This window comes from Streptomyces sp. P6-2-1, assembly GCF_050613165.1.
GTDB lineage: Bacteria > Actinomycetota > Actinomycetes > Streptomycetales > Streptomycetaceae > Streptomyces.
The window spans coordinates 889,455-907,396 of sequence record NZ_CP192513.1; the positions used below are offsets into that span (position 1 = coordinate 889,455).

General features: G+C 72.4%; 14 protein-coding genes. 6 read left to right on the forward strand and 8 right to left on the reverse strand.

What is annotated here, in order from left to right:
• Positions 1 to 48: 48 nt before the first annotated feature.
• From ACQYWQ_RS04025 to ACQYWQ_RS04040, 4 genes are all read right to left on the reverse strand, one after another.
• Entirely contained in the window at positions 49 to 1,350 is a 1,302-nt protein-coding gene (locus tag ACQYWQ_RS04025) for a haloacid dehalogenase-like hydrolase (RefSeq protein WP_431032485.1), read from the reverse strand.
• Positions 1,351 to 1,472: 122 nt separating this feature from the next.
• On the reverse strand, positions 1,473 to 2,303 hold the full coding sequence (locus ACQYWQ_RS04030; protein ID WP_431032486.1) for a 3-oxoacyl-ACP reductase: 831 nt from the start codon (positions 2,301 to 2,303) through the stop codon (positions 1,473 to 1,475).
• Between the two features lie 8 nt (positions 2,304 to 2,311).
• Complete coding sequence (locus ACQYWQ_RS04035; RefSeq protein WP_431032487.1) at positions 2,312 to 3,685, reverse strand: aldehyde dehydrogenase family protein; 1,374 nt, start codon at positions 3,683 to 3,685, stop codon at positions 2,312 to 2,314.
• 171 nt (positions 3,686 to 3,856) lie between these two features.
• Positions 3,857 to 5,236 carry a glutamine synthetase family protein gene (locus ACQYWQ_RS04040; RefSeq protein ID WP_431032488.1) on the reverse strand — a complete coding sequence of 460 codons (1,380 nt, stop codon included), beginning with the start codon at positions 5,234 to 5,236 and terminating at the stop codon, positions 3,857 to 3,859.
• A 71-nt stretch (positions 5,237 to 5,307) separates the two neighbouring features.
• Here ACQYWQ_RS04040 and ACQYWQ_RS04045 point away from each other — a divergent pair, with 71 nt between their 5' ends.
• The gene (locus tag ACQYWQ_RS04045) at positions 5,308 to 6,042 is read left to right on the forward strand and encodes a FadR/GntR family transcriptional regulator (RefSeq protein WP_431032489.1); all 735 of its coding nucleotides are present in this window, start codon (positions 5,308 to 5,310) and stop codon (positions 6,040 to 6,042) included.
• A gap of 59 nt (positions 6,043 to 6,101) precedes the next feature.
• Positions 6,102 to 6,902 (forward strand): gamma-glutamyl-gamma-aminobutyrate hydrolase family protein, encoded by an 801-nt coding sequence (locus tag ACQYWQ_RS04050; protein ID WP_431032490.1) that lies wholly within the window; start codon positions 6,102 to 6,104, stop codon positions 6,900 to 6,902.
• Here ACQYWQ_RS04050 and ACQYWQ_RS04055 read toward each other — a convergent pair.
• Positions 6,899 to 7,903 carry a LysR family transcriptional regulator gene (locus ACQYWQ_RS04055; protein ID WP_431032491.1) on the reverse strand — a complete coding sequence of 335 codons (1,005 nt, stop codon included), beginning with the start codon at positions 7,901 to 7,903 and terminating at the stop codon, positions 6,899 to 6,901. The genes ACQYWQ_RS04050 and ACQYWQ_RS04055 overlap by 4 nt on opposite strands.
• A gap of 70 nt (positions 7,904 to 7,973) precedes the next feature.
• On the opposite strand from ACQYWQ_RS04055, the gene ACQYWQ_RS04060 reads away from it, so the two are divergent.
• Positions 7,974 to 9,086 (forward strand): TDT family transporter, encoded by a 1,113-nt coding sequence (locus tag ACQYWQ_RS04060; protein ID WP_431032492.1) that lies wholly within the window; start codon positions 7,974 to 7,976, stop codon positions 9,084 to 9,086.
• A 6-nt stretch (positions 9,087 to 9,092) separates the two neighbouring features.
• Here ACQYWQ_RS04060 and ACQYWQ_RS04065 read toward each other — a convergent pair whose 3' ends face one another.
• From ACQYWQ_RS04065 to ACQYWQ_RS04075, 3 genes are all read right to left on the reverse strand, one after another.
• Positions 9,093 to 9,662, reverse strand: coding sequence for a helix-turn-helix domain-containing protein (locus ACQYWQ_RS04065; protein ID WP_431032493.1), 570 nt, complete (start codon positions 9,660 to 9,662; stop codon positions 9,093 to 9,095).
• Positions 9,663 to 10,138: 476 nt separating this feature from the next.
• Positions 10,139 to 13,585, reverse strand: coding sequence for an ABC transporter permease/substrate binding protein (locus ACQYWQ_RS04070; RefSeq protein ID WP_431032494.1), 3,447 nt, complete (start codon positions 13,583 to 13,585; stop codon positions 10,139 to 10,141).
• Positions 13,578 to 14,729, reverse strand: a complete 1,152-nt coding sequence (locus tag ACQYWQ_RS04075) for a quaternary amine ABC transporter ATP-binding protein (RefSeq protein ID WP_431032495.1) — start codon at positions 14,727 to 14,729, stop codon at positions 13,578 to 13,580. The genes ACQYWQ_RS04070 and ACQYWQ_RS04075 overlap by 8 nt, the downstream gene beginning before the upstream one ends.
• Positions 14,730 to 15,050: 321 nt before the next feature.
• Between ACQYWQ_RS04075 and ACQYWQ_RS04080 the strand changes: the two genes are divergently transcribed.
• The 3 genes from ACQYWQ_RS04080 to ACQYWQ_RS04090 all read left to right on the forward strand — a co-directional run bounded on the left by ACQYWQ_RS04080 (position 15,051) and on the right by ACQYWQ_RS04090 (position 17,938).
• A complete protein-coding gene (locus ACQYWQ_RS04080; protein WP_431039056.1) occupies positions 15,051 to 15,959 on the forward strand; it encodes a 5'-3' exonuclease in 909 nt (302 codons plus the stop codon).
• A gap of 49 nt (positions 15,960 to 16,008) precedes the next feature.
• Positions 16,009 to 16,869, forward strand: a complete 861-nt coding sequence (locus tag ACQYWQ_RS04085) for a siderophore-interacting protein (protein WP_431032496.1) — start codon at positions 16,009 to 16,011, stop codon at positions 16,867 to 16,869.
• A 97-nt stretch (positions 16,870 to 16,966) separates the two neighbouring features.
• The gene (locus ACQYWQ_RS04090; protein ID WP_431032497.1) at positions 16,967 to 17,938 is read left to right on the forward strand and encodes a pseudouridine synthase; all 972 of its coding nucleotides are present in this window, start codon (positions 16,967 to 16,969) and stop codon (positions 17,936 to 17,938) included.
• Positions 17,939 to 17,942 lie beyond the last annotated feature (4 nt).

The following is a 17,942-nucleotide window of genomic DNA, read 5'->3' on the forward strand; positions in this document are numbered from 1 at the left end:
CCGCCACATCCGGAGTCCGTGCTTGCGGACGTCGTGGGTCACGCCCCGTCAGGCCCCGCCGAAAGCGCTGTCCTCCTGGTCGGGGATGACCGAGCCGTCGTCGCGCCGCGCGGGTCCGAGGCTCCCGTCCTCCTCGGTGCGCGCGCTCGTCGCGCAGGGGTAGGTGTCCTTCTTGCGGGGCAGCGGTTCGATGAACATCGGGTTGACGAGCCAGCGGCCGTCCTCGTTGTCGTAGGCGCGGCACATGATCTCGTTCTTGTTGCGGTTGAGCACGAGGTGCGCGCCCGTCGCGTCGCCGACGAAGGTGACGTCCGTGTCGGCGTCGCCGCCGCCGATCGCGATGCGGCGGCCGAAGTCCTGCCGTTCCCAGGCGCGCGGTCCCTTGACGCCGAAGATCTCCTGGTTGATCCAGCAGCGCTTGCCGTCGATGTAGGGGATGTCGGCGCCCCTCGATGCCTGTTCGCCGCCGCAGCCCTCGTTGACCGTCGTGATGCGGCCGCGCTTGTCGAGGAGGCTGCGGATGGCGATGGTGTGCTTCTTGTCGATCCCGATACCCGCCGACCACACCTCGGTGACGGGCTCGGAGCCCGCCGAGACGATGTACGTGTCGAAGCCGGCGCGCTGGAGGGTGCGGACGAGGTCGCGCTGCTGCGCGTAGTAGCGCACGTACCCGGGGATGGTGTGGGTGCCGACCCGCTGCGTGGCCCCGACGGGGGCGGCGAGCGCCTCGGCGCGGGCGCGGCGCGTGTAGTCGGTGAGTTCGGCGGGCGTGTGCCCGGCGAAGAGCTGGGGGACCCAGGCGTACTCGGGGACGGTCCGGCGGTGGTTCCAGGTGCCCGCGAAGGCTTCGCCGCCGCTCATGGTGCGGGCCGCGCTGCGGATCTCGAAGATCTCGTCGGCGCAGGCGGTCCGCCGCGAGGTGGGCAGCGGGGCGCCGACGGGGACATCGGTGCCGCACGCCGTCGTGAGCGCGGCCGCCGCCTCGTCCGTGAGCCAGGCGCTCGTGTCCTTCCAGTCGCGCGGGCGCAGGATCTTGTCGTGCCGCAGCGACCAGGCGATCGTGGCGTCGGTGATGTCGTTCTTGGAGATCGTGTTGTCCCAGTCGAAGGCGGCGACGGGGCGCTGACCGGCGTAGCGCTCGCTCGCGAGGGCCGGGTGCGCGCACGTGCCGCGCTCGTCGACGACGCGCTGGAGGGCGGCCCTGTTGTGCCCGTACCAGGGAAGCTTCTTGCTGAGCTGGGGACAGTGCGCGCGCGGGGCGGGGGAATGGGCCTGGGCGGGTACGGAGGTGGCGAGCAGCGCGGCGGCGGCGAGGCCGAGCGAGGCGAGCAGAGGGGCGGTTCGGCGCATGGGGGGGGTTCCGATCTGTCCGACGGCAGGGCGGAGCGCGGGGCCGCCGCCGTCCCGTGTCCCGCTGACACGGCCCGCGGGAGGGTGGCGGCCCCGGATGTCATGCACCGTACATCCCTGATTCACACGGGAGTTACGTACGCGCCGGAGATTCCGCCGTCCACGAGGAAGTCAGCGGCGTTGACGAAGGAGGAGTCGTCGCTCGCGAGGAAGGCGACGGCCGCGGCGATCTCGGTGGCCTCGGCGAAGCGGCCGAGCGGGATGTGCACGAGGCGGCGCGCGGCACGCTCGGGGTCCTTGGCGAAGAGTTCGCGCAGGAGCGGGGTGTTCACGGGGCCCGGGCACAGGGCGTTGACGCGGATGCCGTCGCGCGCGAACTGCACGCCCAGTTCGCGCGACAGGGCGAGGACGCCGCCCTTGGAGGCGGTGTAGGAGATCTGGCTCGTCGCCGCGCCCATGCGGGCGACGAAGGAGGCGGTGTTGATGATGGAGCCGCGCCCCTGGCCGCGCATGTAGGGCAGCACGGCCTGGCAGCACAGGTAGACGGAGGTGAGGTTGACCTCCTGGACGCGGCGCCAGGCGTCGAGGCCCGTGGTGAGGATCGAGTCGTCCTCGGGCGGGGAGATCCCGGCATTGTGGAAGGAGACGTCGACGCTGCCGTACGTGTCGAAGGCGGTCCGGAACAGGGCGGTGACGTCCTCGGGGACGGTGACGTCGGCACGGACGAAGAGTCCGCCCGCCTCCTCGGCCGCCGCCGTGCCCGTCTCCTCGTCGAGGTCGGCGCACACGACGTGGGCGCCCTCGGAGGCGAGCCTGCGCGCGGTCGCGAGGCCGATGCCGCTGCCCGCGCCCGTGACGACGGCGGTGCGGCCGACGAGACGGCGGCAGACCGGGGCTTCCGCCGCGGGGGCGGGCGTGTTCGTGACGGGGGGCGTGTCCTGCTGTGCGCTCATGGGGGTTCTCAGCCTTCCGTGCTGATGAAGACGTTCTTGGTCTCGGTGAAGGCGGCGAGCGCGTCGGGACCGAGTTCCCGTCCGAGCCCGGATTCGCCGTAGCCGCCGAAGGGCGTGTGGTAGCGGACGCTGCTGTGCGAGTTGACGGAGAGGTTCCCCGCCGCGATACCGCGCGCGGCGCGCAGCGCGCGGGCCCCGTCGCGCGTCCACACGGAGCCGGAGAGCCCGTACGGGGTCGCGTTCGCGAGCCGCACGCCCTCCTCCTCGCCGTCGAAGGGCAGGACGACGGCGACGGGCCCGAAGACCTCGTCGACGGCGACCGGGTCCTCGGGGCGCGCGCCGAGCACGAGCGTGGGCGGGTACCAGAAGCCGGGCCCTTCGGGCGCGCTCCCCCGTACGACGTCGAGGTCGGGTCCTACGTAGGCGTCGACGCGCTCGCGCTGCCGCGCCGAGATGAGCGGGCCCATCTGCGTCTGCGGGTCCGCGGGATCGCCGACGGCGACCGCGCGCAGGGCCGGTTCGAGCAGGGCAAGGAAGTCCTCGTAGACGGGGCGTTCGACGAGGACGCGGGTACGGGCGCAGCAGTCCTGGCCCGCGTTGTCGAGGAAGGACATGGGGGTGGCGGCGGCCGCGGCCTCGATATCGGCGTCGGCGAAGACGAGGTTGGGGCTCTTGCCGCCGAGTTCGAGCGTCACGGGCTTCACCTGCTCCGCGCACAGCGCCATGACGCGTTTGCCGGTGCGGGCTGAACCGGTGAAGACGACCTTGCGCACGCCCGGGTGCCGTACCAGGTCCTCGCCCGCGCCGGGGCCCGTGCCCGGTAGGACCTGGAAGAGGTGGTCGGGCAGTCCGGCGTCGAGGGCCAGTTCGGCGAGGCGCAGGGCGGTGAGCGGTGTGGTCTCGGCGGGCTTGAGGATCACGGCGTTCCCCGCGGCGAGCGCGGGGGCGCTGCCCCAGCCGGCGATGGGGAGCGGGAAGTTCCAGGGGGCGATGACGGCGACGACGCCGAGCGGTTCGAGGAAGGTCACGTCGACACCTCCGGCGACCGGGATCTGCCGTCCCGTCAGGCGCTCCACACCCCCGGCCGCGTACTCCAGGAGGTCGCGCACGTTGCCCGCCTCCCAGCGGGCGTTGCCGAGCGTGTGCCCCGCCTCGGCGACCTCCAGGCGGGCCAGCTCCTCGACGTGCGCGTCGACCGTGGCGGCGAAGCGGCGCAGGAGGCGGGCGCGGTCGGCGGGCGCGAGGGCGGCCCAGCGGCCCTGCGCGGCGCTCGCGCGCCGGACGGCGCGGTCAACCTCCTCGGGGGTCGCGGCGTGGACGGTGGTGAGGAGTTCTTCGGTGGCGGGGTTGAGGACGGGGAGTCCGGCTGGGGCTTCGGGCATGGCGGGGTCCTCGCGGGGCGGCGGTACGGGGATGGGGCGGGGCGTGTGCGTGAGCGCGGCGCGAGGCGGGGTTCCGCCGCGTCCGCGCTCCCCGGCCTCGGACCGGGCAACCCGGGCCGGGCCGGGCAACCCGGGCCGGCGGCCGGGCGGGCGCGGCTGAGCCGGGTGGTCTCAGAGCCGTTCGAAGGAGCGGCGCAGTTCCCAGTCGGTGACGGCGGCGTCGAAGGCGTCGAGTTCGACGCGGGCCATGTTGGCGTAGTGGGCGACGACGTCCTCGCCGAAGACCTCGCGGGCGAGTGCGCTGCCCCGCCACAGGTCAGCGGCTTCGTGGAGCGTGGTGGGGACCTGCGGGTAGCCGGCCTCGTAGGCGTTGCCCGTGCAGGGCTCGGGGAGTTCGAGTTCCCGCTCGACGCCGTGCAGGCCCGCGCCGATCATCGCGGCGACGGCGAGGTACGGGTTGACGTCGCCGCCGGGGAGCCGGTTCTCGCAGCGCAGCCCCTGCCCGTGACCGACGACGCGCAGGGCGCACGTGCGGTTGTCGGGGCCCCAGGCGACGGCGGTGGGCGCGAAGGAGCCCGGGCGGAACCGCTTGTAGGCGTTGACGGTGGGCGCGTACAGAAGCGCGAACTCGCGCAGGGCGGCGAGCTGGCCCGCGAGGAAGTGCCGCATGAGCGGCGACATCCCGTGCGGTCCCTCGCCCGGCATCGCGGACGCGCCGTCGGGGCCGGCGAGCGAGAGGTGGATGTGGCAGGAGTTGCCCTCGCGTTCGTTGAACTTGGCCATGAAGGTGAGCGCGCGCCCCTCCTGCGCGGCGATCTCCTTGGCGCCGGTCTTGTAGAGCACGTGCTGGTCGCACGTCGTGAGCGCGTCGTCATAGCGGAAGACGATCTCGTGCTGCCCCGGATTGCACTCGCCCTTCGCCGATTCGACGGTGAGCCCGGCGCCCGCCATCTCGTTGCGGATGCGGCGCAGCAGCGGCTCGACGCGGCCCGTGCCGAGCACCGAGTAGTCGATGTTGTACTGGTTCGCCGGGGTCAGCCCGCGGTAATTCCGGTCCCACGCCTGTTCGTACGTGTCGTTGAAGACGATGAACTCCAGCTCCGTACCGGCCCGCGCGGTGAGCCCGCGCGCGGCGAGGCGGTCGAGCTGGCGGCGCAGGATCTGGCGCGGGGCGACCGTGACGGGCGCGCCGTCGGTCGTGGCGAGGTCGCCGATGAGCAGCGCGGTGCCGGGGTGCCAGGGGATGCGGCGCAGCGTCGCGGGGTCCGGGGTGAGCACGAAGTCGCCGTACCCGCGCTCCCACGACGAACTCGCGTAGCCGTCCACGGTGTTCATCTCGACGTCGACGGCGAGGAGGTAGTCGCAGCCCTCGGTGCCGTGCGGCAGCACCTCGTCGACGAAGAAGGGCGCGGCGAAGCGTTTGCCCTGGAGGCGGCCCTGCATGTCGGGGAAGGCGAGCACGACCGTGTCCACCTCTCCCGCCCTCACCTGTGCGGTCAGCGCCTCGACGCTGAGGGGAGCGGTACGGGGGGAGGTGGTGCGGTCCGCCACGGAGGTCTCCTTGGGTGAGCCGGGAACCTTAAGGTAGGGCGCGGGACCATTGGACGGAAGAGGGCGGGGCCGTGTCCGGCTGGACGGAAGACGAGCGCGACGGGGGGCTCGGCCGGGTCCTGCGGCCCGTGCGGGGCGGCAACGGCTTCGAGGAAGCGCTCGAACAAGTCCTCCAGGTGTTGCGCCTCGGTCTCGTCCCCCCGGGGGAACGGCTGCCTCCCGAGCGGGAGCTGGCGGAGCGGCTCGGCGTGAGCCGGGCGACGGTGCGGGAGGTCATCTCGGTCCTGCACGGCGAGGGCCTGACCGAGTCCAGGCGGGGGCGGTACGGGGGTACTTTCGTGCGGGCGGGTGCGCGCGCCCCCCGGCGTGCGGGCGTGGACCTGGAGGACGTGCTCGCGCACCGCGAGGTCCTGGAGACGGGGACCGCCGAGCTGTGCGCGCGGCGCGCGGCCGACCCGGAGCACGGGCCGGCGCTGCGGGCCTGGCTCACGGCGAGCCTCAGCGCGCTCGACAGCGCCCCGCTGGAGCCCGTCGCCGCCTACCGCCGCGAGGACACGCTGCTCCACCTGGGCCTCGCCGAGCGCGCCGGGTCCCCCTCGCTCGCGGCCTCGTACGCCTCCGTGCGCGCGGCCGTCAACGAGCTGCTCGACCGCATCCCGCTCCTCGTCCGCGGCCTGGAGCACTCCCAGGCACAGCACACCGCGCTCGCCCGCGCGATCCTCGCGGGCGAAGCGGCGGAGGCGCGCGAGCGGATGCGGGAGCACTGCGCGGGCACGGCGGCGCTGCTGCGGGGTTTTCTCACCTGAAGGGGCCACTGCCGCGAAACCCGCGCGACACAAAGGTGAGGGACCGTACCTTTGAAGCCATGAGCGGCGAGGAGAGGCGGTCAGGGGTGTCCGGTGCGGTGCGCGACGCGGAGCCCCTCATCGGGATCAGCACGTACTGGGAGGCGGAGGCCCGCTGGGGCGAGTGGACGCTTCCCGCCGCGCTGCTGCCCGCGCAGTACCCCGCGCTCGTCCGGAAGGCGGGCGGCACCGCCGTACTGCTGCCACCCGACGCGCCCGCGCGTGCGGCCGGGCTCGTGGCGCGGCTCGACGGGCTCGTGATCGCGGGCGGCGCGGACGTGGACCCGGCGAGGTACGGAGCCGCGCGCGAGCCGGAGTGCGGTCCGTCCGCGCCCGAGCGGGACGCGTGGGAGCTGGCGCTCATCGCCGCGGCCCTGGCGAGCGGGACCCCGCTGCTCGGCGTCTGCCGCGGTATGCAGCTCCTCAACGTGGCGCTCGGCGGCACCCTGCGCCAGCACATGACGGGCCACGAGGGCGGCCGCGGCGTCTTCGGCACCCATCCCGTCCACGCCCGCCCCGGCACCCGCTACGCGGACCTCGCCCCCGGGCCCGTCCAGGTCGCGACCCACCACCACCAGTGCGTGGACCGCCTCGGCACGGGACTCGTGGTGAGCGCCGAAGCACCCGACGGCACGATCGAGGCCGTCGAACTCCCGGGCCCGGCCTGGACCTTGAGCGTCCAGTGGCACCCGGAGATGGACCACGACGACCTGCGCCTGACGCGGGCGTTCGTCCGCGCGGCGACCCCGGCCGCCCTTCCGGCCCGAGCGGGGTACGGGAGCCGCCCCGGGCTTGTCCCGCGAGAACGCCCCGTCCCCTAGCCGTTCCCCCGCGTCAGCGACAGCAGGTCCCGCGCGGCCCCCGAAGGGCGCTCCCCGCGCCGCCACACCGCGCGCAGCACCCGTCCGAGCCCCAGGCCCCGCACCGGTACGGGCACGAGCGTGCCCGCGCCGACCTCGTCGCCGACGACCAGTTCGCTCAGGACCGCGGGGCCCACGCCGCTCAGCGCGGCGGACTTCAGCGCGGTCGTCGACGACAGTTCGAGGAGTGGGCGCACCGGGCCCCCGTACGGGGCGAGCGCGGCGTCCAGGACCTCGCGCGTTCCCGAGCCCTCCTCGCGCAGGATCAGCGGTGTCGTGGCGAGGAGCGCGGGGTCGATGCCGTCGCCGAGCGCCGTCCACGGGTGCCCGGGGCGTACGAGCACGAGCAGCCGGTCCCGCGCGATGACCGCGCCGTCCATCCCGGCGGGGACGCCGAGCCCCTCGACGAAACCGAGGTCGGCCTCGCCGTCGAGCAGCCCGTCCACGACCGTGCGGGTACTGCCCGCCCGCAGCGACACGGCCGTGTCAGGACGCACCGTGCGCAGCGCGACGAGCCACCCCGGCAGCAGGTACTCGCCGATCGTCATGCTCGCGGCGACCCGCAGCCGCGAGTCCCGCCGCCCGCGCAGTGCCCGCGCCCCCGCGTCGAAGGCCTCCGCCGCCTCGGTCACGCGCCGCGCCCAGCCGGCCACGAGCAGGCCGGTCGCGGTGAGCCGCGAGCCGCGCGGCGAGCGCGCGACGAGCCCGACGCCGAGCTGCCGTTCCAGGCTCCGCAGCCGCCCGGAAGCCGCGGGCTGCGTGATGCCGAGTTCCTTCGCCGCCCGCCCGAGGCTCCCGAGCCTGTCCACGGCGAGGAGCACTTCGAGCAGGCCCAGCTCGGGGACCCGGCGCGCGAGCGAGCCTCTTTCGCCGCCCGTGATCCCGCTCACGCCGGGTGCCACCACCGCCACCCGGCCCGGGCCCGAACCACCGTTGTCTTCCGCCTCGTTCTCCCCGCTCATAAGCGCAGCCTATGCCCTCATAGCCACATCACTCCTGGTGAGGGCTCCGTCGCCCGGACAAAATGGATGTATGAGCCTCCCTTCCCTCGCCGTCGCCCCACCCCCGCTCGCCCCCGCGCCCTCTCCCGTACCGCGTCTGCGCGGCTTCGGGCCGAACCACTACGCGGCGGTGATGGGCACGGCGATGCTCGCGACGGCGGGCAGCGTGCTGCCGCAGCACGTGGCGGGCCTGCGCGGGCTGTGCACGGGGCTGTGGCTGCTCGCCGCTCTCGCGCTGCTCGCCGTGCTCGTGGCGCGCGGCGGGCACTGGGCGCACCACCGCGACGAGGCGCGGGCGCATCTGCGCTCCCCCGCCGTGGCCCCCTTCTACGGCTGTCTCGCGATGGCCTTCCTCGCGCTCTCGGCGGCGACGCAGCACGTCGGCCCGGACGTACTCGGGCACGGTGCGGCGATGGGTCTCGCCGGGGGGCTCTTCGCGGTGGGCGCGGTGCTCGCCGTGGTCATCGCCGCCGGGGTGCCCGTGCTCCTCGTGGTGCACGCGCGGGCGCGGTTCGCCGATGTCTCCCCGGTGTGGCTGCTGCCACTCGTCGCGCCGATGGTGGCGGCCTCCGCGGGCCCCGGCCTGGTCGCCGAGCTGCCGGCGGGGCAGGCGCGGGAGACGCTCCTGTACGCGTGTCTGGCCCTCTTCGGCACCTCGCTGCTCGCTGTCCTCGTCGTCCTGCCCCTCGTGGGGGCGCGGCTGCTCACGGGCGGCGGCTGGCCGACGAAGCTCGCGCCCTCGCTCTTCCTCGTCCTCGGGCCGCTCGGCCAGTCCACGACGGCGACGGGCGCGATCGCGGAGGCGGCCCGCGGGGTGCTGCCCCCGGGGACCGCTGAGGGCCTGCGGATCTTCTCGATCGTGTACGGGGTCCCCGTGATGGGCTTCGCGCTGCTGTGGCTGCTCATCTCGGCCGCGCTCGTGGTCCGCGCCCTCGGGCAGGGCCTGCGGCCCTCGTCGACGTGGTGGGCGTTCACCTTCCCCGTCGGCACCTGCGTCACGGGCGCGAGCCAGCTCGCCGCCCACACGGGACTGCCCGCGTACCGCTGGCTCGCCGCCGCGGTCTACGTCTTCCTGCTGTGCGCGTGGTGCGCGGCGGCGTTCGGTGCGGTACGGGAACTGGGCGCGCGCCCCACGACGGCCTGAGGGCCTTTACCTGGGCGGAGCCTCGCCCGCCTCGATGTGGTCGCCGACCGCGACGACGAGGAGGCGGGTATCGGGCTCGGTGGCCCGCCACCTGTGCCGCACCCCGCCGCTGAGGTAGAGCGTGTCCCCCGCGCACAGCTGGTGGACGCGGCCCTCGGCCTCGGCGGTGACCGCGCCGTCGGCGACGTAGAGCAGCGAGTCGTTGCGGTACTGGAACTCGCGGCCCGAGTCGTGGTCGCCGCAGTACTCCATCGCCTGGAGCTGGTGCTGCCCGCGGACCAGGGAGCGCACGCCGGGGGCCGGGGCCATGAGGGCGGTGTCCTCGTCGTCGCTGCGGACGACGTCGACGGTGTGCGCGGGGTCGGCGGCGGCGAACAGCTCGTCGACGGTCATCTCCAGGGCGTGCGCGACGGCGCGCAGGGAGCGGGTCGAGGGGCGGGCGCGCTCGTTCTCGATCTGGCTGAGGAAGGGCACCGAGAGACCCGAGCGGCGGGCCACGGTGGCGAGCGTGAGATCGAGGGCACGCCGGCGACGGCGTACGGCGTTGCCGACCCTCGGGGCTTCCTTCTCGTCCATCGCTGCCGCTCCCTCCTGCGGGCCCCGTCCGCCGGGGCATGTGAGCAGCCTACGCAGTCGGGGCGCGCGAGGGGAGCCGAGTGGGTGAGACGGGCCCGGGAACCCCGCACGTGGGCGGGCGGAGCGGGAGGGCCGGGACAGCCCGTGAGGGCGGGACCCCGGGACGGGTCCCGCCCTCACGGTGCGGGGACGACGGCCGGAGCGGCGGCCGTGTGGCGAAGCGGGCGGCGGACCCCCGACCGGGTGTCCGTGCGCGCACACGGCGGAGACCCGCCGTACCGCTTCACGACTTTCTCCGCGTCGGCTTCGCCTCCGGGAGCGCCGGTGCCGGTGTCAGTCACCCGACGTGCTCGGTCGCCCGTTCCTCGCGACCTGCGCGCGACGGGCGTCTCGACACCGTCGCGCTCCCTTCGGCTCGGCCGACGCCGCTCGGCCCTCCGGGCCTCGGGTGGCGGGGAGACCGAGCGGCGCGGGGCCTACATCGGGGCCATCTTGTCGACGATGTCCGGGTTCTTCTTCACCCAGTTGTCGACGGCCTCCTCCTCGTGTCCCGTTCCCTGCTTGTGCAGCTCGTTCTCCAGCGAGGAGAGCTGGCTGTCGCTCATCTTGAAGTCCTTGAGCCACTTCGTGAGCTGCGGGTACTGCTTCGGGAACTGGTTCGAGGCGACGGTCGTGAGCTTGTCGCCCTTGCCGAAGGAGCCCTTGGGGTCCTTGAGCTTGGTCAGGTCGTACTGGTTGTACGCCCAGTGGGGCGACCACAGCATGACCGCGATGGGCTTCTTCTTGGTGTAGGCCCGCTTCAGCTCGGCGAGCATCCCCGGGGTCGAACCGTCGACGACCTTGTACTCCTTGTCGAGGCCGTACGAGGGCAGGACCTCGTGCTTCAGGATGTCCATCGTCGCGGTACCGGGCTCGATCCCGATGACGCGCCCGTCGAACTCATCGCCCTTGCCCTTGAGGTCGGCGAGGGACTTGACGTCCTTCACGTAGCTCGGCACGGCGAGTTCGAGGGAGGTCGGCGAGTACCACTGGCCGATCTGGGTGAGCTTGCTCTTGTACTTGTCCCAGTAGTTCTTCTGGGTGTACGGGAGCCAGCCGTCGAACTGCACGTCGAGCTGGTTGCGGGACATGGCGGCGTACATCGGGCCGACCTCGAACTGCTTGAGGTTCATCTTGTAGCCGCGCTCTTCGAGGACGTGCTTCCACAGGTACGTGGCGGCGATGTCCTCCTCCCACGGGAACCAGGCGACGTTGACCGCGCGGTCGCGCTCGTCCTTGCCCGCGTCGTTCTTGAAGTCGACGGCGGAGGCGGAGGAACCGCCCTTGACGGGGGCGAGCTTGTCGACGATGCCGGGGTTGTCCTTGATCCAGCCCTGCACGGCCTGCTGCTGCTTGCCCTTGCCGGCGTCCTGGATGGCGCCTTCGAGGCTGCTGAGCTGCTTCTCGCTGAGCTTGAAGCCCTTGAGCCACTCGGCGACCTCGGGGAAGTCCTTCGAGAAGCCCTTGCGCGCGAGGGTGTGCACCTCGTCGCCCTTGCCCCAGCTGCCCTTCGGGTCGGTCAGCTTGGTCAGGTCGTACTTGTCGTAGGCCCAGTGCGGCGACCACAGGGTCACCGCGATCGGCTCCTTCTTCTTGTACGCGCGCTCCAGCTCGGCGAGCATGCCCGGCGTCGAACCGTCGATCACCTTGTACTTCGACAGGCCGTAGTCCTTCACGACCTTGTCCTTGAGCAGGCCCATCTCACCGGCACTCGGCTCGATGCCGACGATCCGGTTCTTGAACTCCGACTCCTTGCCCTTCAGGTCCGCCGTGGACTTCACGTCCTTGACGTACGAAGGAACCGCGATCTCCAGGGACGTGGGTCCGTACCAGGGCCCCATGTCCTCCAGTCTGTCGCCGTACTTCTTCCAGTACTGGGCGTGCGTGTTCGGCAGCCACGAGTCGGTCTCGAAGTCGACCTGCCCGTTGGCCATACCGGTGTAGAGCGAACCGGCCTCGTACTGCTTGGCGTCGACCTTGAAGCCGCGGCGCTCCAGGACCTCCTTCCAGAGGTACGAGGAGGCGATGCCCTCGTCCCACGGGATGAAGCCCATGTTGACGGTCTTGCCCTTGCCGACGTTGACGTCGGTCTGCTGCACGGGGGCGAGCTTGTCGACGATGCCCGGGTTCTTCTTGATCCAGGACTTGACGGCTTCCTGCTGCTTGCCCTTGCCGGCGTCCTGGATCTCGCTCTCCAGGCTGCTGAGCTGCTTCTCGGTGAGCTTGAAGTCCTTCAGCCACTTCGAGGCCTCGGGGAAGTCCTTCGAGAAGCCCTTGCGCGCGAGGGTGTGCACCTCGTCGCCCTTGCCCCAGCTGCCCTTCGGGTCGGTCAGCTTGGTCAGGTCGTACTTGTCGTAGGCCCAGTGCGGCGACCACAGGGTCACCGCGATCGGCTCCTTCTTCTTGTACGCCCGGTCCAGCTCGGCGAGCATGCCCGGCGTCGAACCGTCGATCACCTTGTACTTCGACAGGCCGTAGTCCTTCACGACCTTGTCCTTGAGCAGGCCCATCTCACCGGCACTCGGCTCGATGCCGACGATCCGGTTCTTGAACTCCGACTCCTTGCCCTTCAGGTCCGCCGTGGACTTCACGTCCTTGACGTACGAAGGAACCGCGATCTCCAGCGAGGTCGGGCCGTACCAGGGGCCGAGGTCCTCCAGCTTGTCGCCGTACTTCTTCCAGTACTGCTCGTGGGTCGTGGGCAGCCACGAGTCCGTCTGGAAGTCGACCTGGCCGTTGGCCATGCCGGTGTAGAGCGAGCCGGCCTCGTACTGCTTGGCGTCGACCTTGAAGCCGCGCTGTTCGAGGATCTCCTTCCACAGGAAGGTGGAGGCGACGCCCTCGTCCCACGGGATGTAGCCGACGCTGACGGTCTTGCCCTTGCCGACGTTCGTGGCGTCGACGGTCTTCGCGTCGTCCGAGCCGCCGAAGACGCCCATGCCGCCGGCGACGAGGCCGAGGATCACGACGCCGACGACGGCGACGGTCGGGCGGGGACGGTACGACCAGACGCTGAGGCCCTGCATGGCCCGGACGCGCGCGGCGGCGCGGCGGCCGAGCGGCGAGATCTGCTGGCCGAGGGCCGCGACCATGCGGTCGAGGAAGATCGCGAGGATGACGACGGAGATACCGGCCTCGGAGCCGAGACCGATGTCGACGTTGCCGATCGCCTGGTAGACGGAGCCGCCGAGGCCGCCCCCGCCGACCATGCCCGCGATGACGACCATCGACAGGTTGAGCATGATGACCTGGTTGACACCGGCCATGGTCGTCGGCAGGGCCAGCGGGAGCTGGACGCCGAGGAGCGTCTTGCGCGGCGTGGTGCCGAAGGCGTCGGCCGCCTCGACGAGTTCCCCGTCGACCTGACGGATGCCGAGTTCGGTCATGCGCACGGCGGGCGCGAAGCCGAAGAGGATCGTGGCCACGATGCCGGCCGGGACGCCGAGCCCGAAGAAGAAGATCGCCGGGATCAGGTAGACCATCGCGGGCATCGTCTGCGTGAAGTCGAGCAGGGGGCGCACGATGGCGCTCACCCGCTGCGATCTCGCGGTCCAGATCCCGAGCGGGACACCGATGATCAGCGCGATCACGGTCGCGACGACGACCAGCGAGAAGCTGTTCATCGCCGGTTCCCACAGTTCGAGGGAGTCGATCAGCGCGAAGCCGGCGAAGGAGAGCACACCCGCGGTGAGGCCGCGCAGCCAGAACGCGATGATCGCGAGTATCCCGGCGAGCAGCAGCGGCTCGGGGGCGGTGAGCACGGCGTTGACGCCGTCGTACATGCCCTTCGTGCACGTGGCGATGAAGTCGAAGAGCCAGGAGAGGTTGGTCTGGAGCCAGTCGACGATCGAGTCGACCCAGTCCCCGAGATGAAGCCTAGGCACGTGCACTCACCTTTCCGGTGGCGCCCTCGTGGCGCTGTTCCGGAGTCTTGGCGAGCGTGGCGCCCTGCTCCTGGGGGTTCATCGGCTCACCGAGGACCGCGAGCAGGCGCTCGCGCGGGACGACGCCGACGAGCGAGCCGTCCGCGTCGGTCACGGCGACCGGCACGGTGCTGGTCGAACTCGGGCCGAAGAGCTGGAAGATCGGGGTGGAGTCGCGCACCGTGGCGGGCGCGGCGGCGAGTACGTCGGCGGGGCCGCGCAACTCCTTGCCGCCCGGCTCGGTGGTCCCGTACACCGTGTCCGCCTCGGCCATGATGGCCCCGGCGGTGAGCACGCGCGAGCGGTCGACGTCCTGGGTGAAGGCGGCAACGTAGTCGTTGGCCGGGGTGACGAGGATGTCCTCCGCCGTCCCGGTCTGCACGATGCGGCCGTCGCGCATGACGGCGATCTTGTCGCCGAGCCGCATGGCCTCGTTGAGGTCGTGGGTGATGAAGACGATGGTCTTCTTCAGGCGCTTCTGGAGTTCGACGAGCTGGTCCTGCATGTCACGGCGGATCAGCGGGTCGAGCGCGCTGAAGGACTCGTCCATGAGCAGCAGGTCGGCGTCGGTCGCGAGCGCGCGGGCGAGGCCCACGCGCTGCTGCATACCGCCGGACAGCTCGTCGGGCCAGGACTTCTCCCAGCCCTTGAGCCCGGCGAGTTCCAGCGCCTCGGTGGCGCGGCGCTCGCGCTCCTCGCGCGGCACGCCCTGCACCTGGAGGCCGTAGGCGGCGTTCTCCAGGACGCTGCGGTGCGGGAAGAGCGCGAAGTGCTGGAAGACCATGCTGATCTTCTTCGCGCGCACCTCGCGCATCCCGGCGGCGCTCAGCTCGGTGAGGTCCTGCCCGTCGAAACGGACGTGGCCCGCGGTGGGCTCCAGGAGCCCGTTGAGCATCCGCAGCAGCGTGGACTTCCCGGACCCGGAGAGGCCCATGACCACGAAGATCTGGCCTTCGTCCACGGAGAACGAGGCATCGATCACGGCGGCCGTGGTGCCCTCGGCGCGCAGGTCCTCGCGCGTGACACCGTCCTTCAGTCGGCTGACGGCGGTCTCGGCTTGTCTGCCGAAGACCTTGAACAAATTCTCGGCTTGTAGCTTTGCCACAAACACCTCTCGGATCGCACGGAAAGCGGCCCGCCACCCCCTGTCGCGGCGAGCCGTGAAGCTTGCGGATTCCGTCCGCTGACCCGAGTCGTTCCAGTCGGCGCGTCGGGTTCGCTCCGGGAGCGCTGCTGCCCGGGCTTATACCCATCAAACGATTATGTGACCCGGATCACTTCTGGATCGGCCCAAAGTGCTTGCGTTACCTCCCCGTTATGGTGTGGGGTGTGCGCCCACAGACGGGGGCGGGCGCGCGGCGAAAAGGTTCGGCCACGGTGCGGCGGGTGCGGCAAGATGCCTGGCGTGACGCAGACTCCCCGGCTCATGCTCCTCGACACCGCCTCGCTCTACTTCCGCGCCTACTTCGGCGTCCCCGACTCGGTGCGCGCCCCCGACGGGACCCCGGTCAACGCGGTGCGCGGCCTCCTCGACTTCATCGCGCGACTCGTCCAGGACCACCGCCCCGACGCCCTCGTGGCCTGCATGGACGCCGACTGGCGGCCCGAGTGGCGGGTCTCGCTCATCCCGAGCTACAAGGCGCACAGGGTCGCCGAGGAGACGGAGACGGGACCCGACGAGGAGGAGGTGCCCGACACGCTCTCGCCGCAGGTCCCGGTGATCGAGGCCGTCCTCGACGCGCTCGGCATCGCACGGCTCGGGGTCGCCGGCTACGAGGCGGACGACGTCATCGGCACCCTCGCCACCCGCGCGCTCGGCCCGGTCGACATCGTCACCGGCGACCGCGACCTCTTCCAGCTCGTCGACGACGCGCGCGGCATCCGCGTGCTCTACCCGCTCAAGGGCGTCGGCAGCCTCCAAGTGACCGACGAGGCGCTGCTGCGCGAGAAGTACGGGGTCGACGGGCCCGGCTACGCGGACCTCGCGACCCTGCGCGGCGATCCGAGCGACGGCCTGCCCGGGGTCCCCGGGATCGGCGAGAAGACCGCGGCGAAGCTCCTCGCCGCCTACGGCGACCTCGACGGCATCCGCGCGGCCGCGGCCGACCCCGCGTCGAGGATCACCCCGGCCCAGCGCCGCCGCCTCGTCGAGTCGGCCCCGTACCTGGACGTGGCCCCGGCCGTGGTCCGGGTCGCGCGCGACATCCCCGTACCGGAGGAGCTGGACGAGCGACTGCCGGACGAACCGCACGACGGGGAGGTCCTGGCGGCGCTCGGGGAGCGCTGGGGGCTCGGCAGCTCACTCGATCGCGTACTGCACGCCCTCACAGGGTGAAGTGCTAACTTAGGCTTACCTAAGCAGATCGATCGGGGGGACCCCCTTCATGGCTGACGCCGAACGGCCCGCACGCAAGGGCTCGCGCACCCACTCCGGGCGGGTGCTGCGCACCGAGCGGCTCACCCCGCACATGGTCAGGGTGGTGTTCGGCGGCGACGGGCTCGCCGAGTTCGCCGCCGACGAGTACACGGACCACTACATCAAGCTGATCTTTCCGCGCGAGGGCGTCACGTACCCCGAGCCCTTCGACATGGGGCAGGTGCGCGCGGACTTCCCGCGCGAGCAGTGGCCCGTGACCCGTACGTACACCGTGCGGCGCTGGGACGGCGCGGCGCGCGAGCTGTCCGTCGACTTCGTCGTGCACGGCGACGAGGGCCTCGCGGGCCCCTGGGCCGCGGCCGCGCGGCCGGGCGACGTCCTGTACTTCGCCGGTCCCGGCGGCGGGTACCGGCCCGAGCCCGGTGCGAGCAGCCACCTGCTCGCCGGTGACGAGAGCGCGCTGCCCGCGATCGCCGCCGCCGTCGAGAGCATGCCGGCCGACGCGAAGGGCGACGTGTTCATCGAGGTCGCCGACGCCACCGAGGAGCAGAAGCTCGACGTCCCCGCCGGGGTCGGCCTGACGTGGCTGCACCGGGGCGAGCGCCCGGTAGGCGAGGCTCTCGTCGCCGCCGTACGGACCGTCGAGTGCGACCCCGCGACGGTCCAGGTCTTCGTCCACGGCGAGGCGGGCTTCGTCAAGGACCTCCGCCGCCACCTCCGCCTCGACCGCGGCATCGCCCGCGACCGCCTCTCCCTCTCCGGCTACTGGCGCCTCGGCCACAACGAGGACGGCTGGCAGGCGAGCAAGCGCGACTGGAACGCCCGCATCGAAGCCGAACAGGAAGGCGCCCACGCCGACGTCGCCTGACGCTTCCTGCCGGTTCCGCTGTGGGCGGCGTTCCGCCAGGGGCGGAAGGGTGGGCACAGCGGAACCCCGAGCGGGCAGCGCCCCGTACTCTTGCCCCGTGCCGCGTCGTCCCCACCCCCCGTCCCCCCTGCCCCAGCAGGACGGCATCGACGCCATCCGGCTCCGCGTCCCGGATACCCACGGGGACACCCTCCGCGCTTACCTCCACACCCGTCTCCCCGTCCCCGGGACGGTCATCGACGCGATGCTCCGCACGGGCGAGTTCGTCGACGCGAGCGGCCGCCCCGCGCACGGCGAGGAGCGCGCCCCCGGCGCCACGTACTGGTTCCACCGCACCCGCGCCCCCGAACCCCCCGTCCCCTTCCCGCTCCGCATCGTGCACCGCGACGCGCACCTCCTGGTCGCCGACAAGCCCCACTTCCTCGCCACGACCCCACGCGGCAGCCACATCACCGAGACCGCCCTCGCCCGCCTGCGCCGCGACCTCGGCATCCCCGCGCTGAGCCCCGCACACCGCCTCGACCGTCTCACCGCGGGCCTCGTCCTCTTCGTCGTACGGCCCGAGTACCGCGGCGCGTACCAGTCGCTCTTCGCGCGCAAGGAGGTGCGCAAGGAGTACGAGGCGGTCGCCGCGTACGCCCCCGCGCTGCCACTGCCGCGCACGGTCCGCACCCACCTCGTCAAGGAGCGCGGCGAGATGGCGGCGCGCGAGGTCGCGGGCGCCGCGCCGAACAGCGAGACCCGCGTCGAGCTGCTCGGCGTGCGCACGGCCCCCGCCCTCGCGGGCACTCCCCCGCTCCTCGCCCGCTACCGCCTGCTGCCCCGCACCGGCCGCACCCACCAGTTGCGCGCGCACATGAACGGCATCGGCCTGCCCCTCCTCGGCGACCCGCTCTACCCGTACGTCACCGACCCGGACCCCACCGACTACCGCCGCCCGCTCCAGCTCCTCGCCAGGGCCATCGAGTTCACCGACCCGCTGAGCGGCGAGCGGCGCCGCTTCACGAGCGGGCGCACGCTCACCGCCTGGCAGGACCCGACGCGCTGGGCCCGAACGGCACGCGACTGAAGCG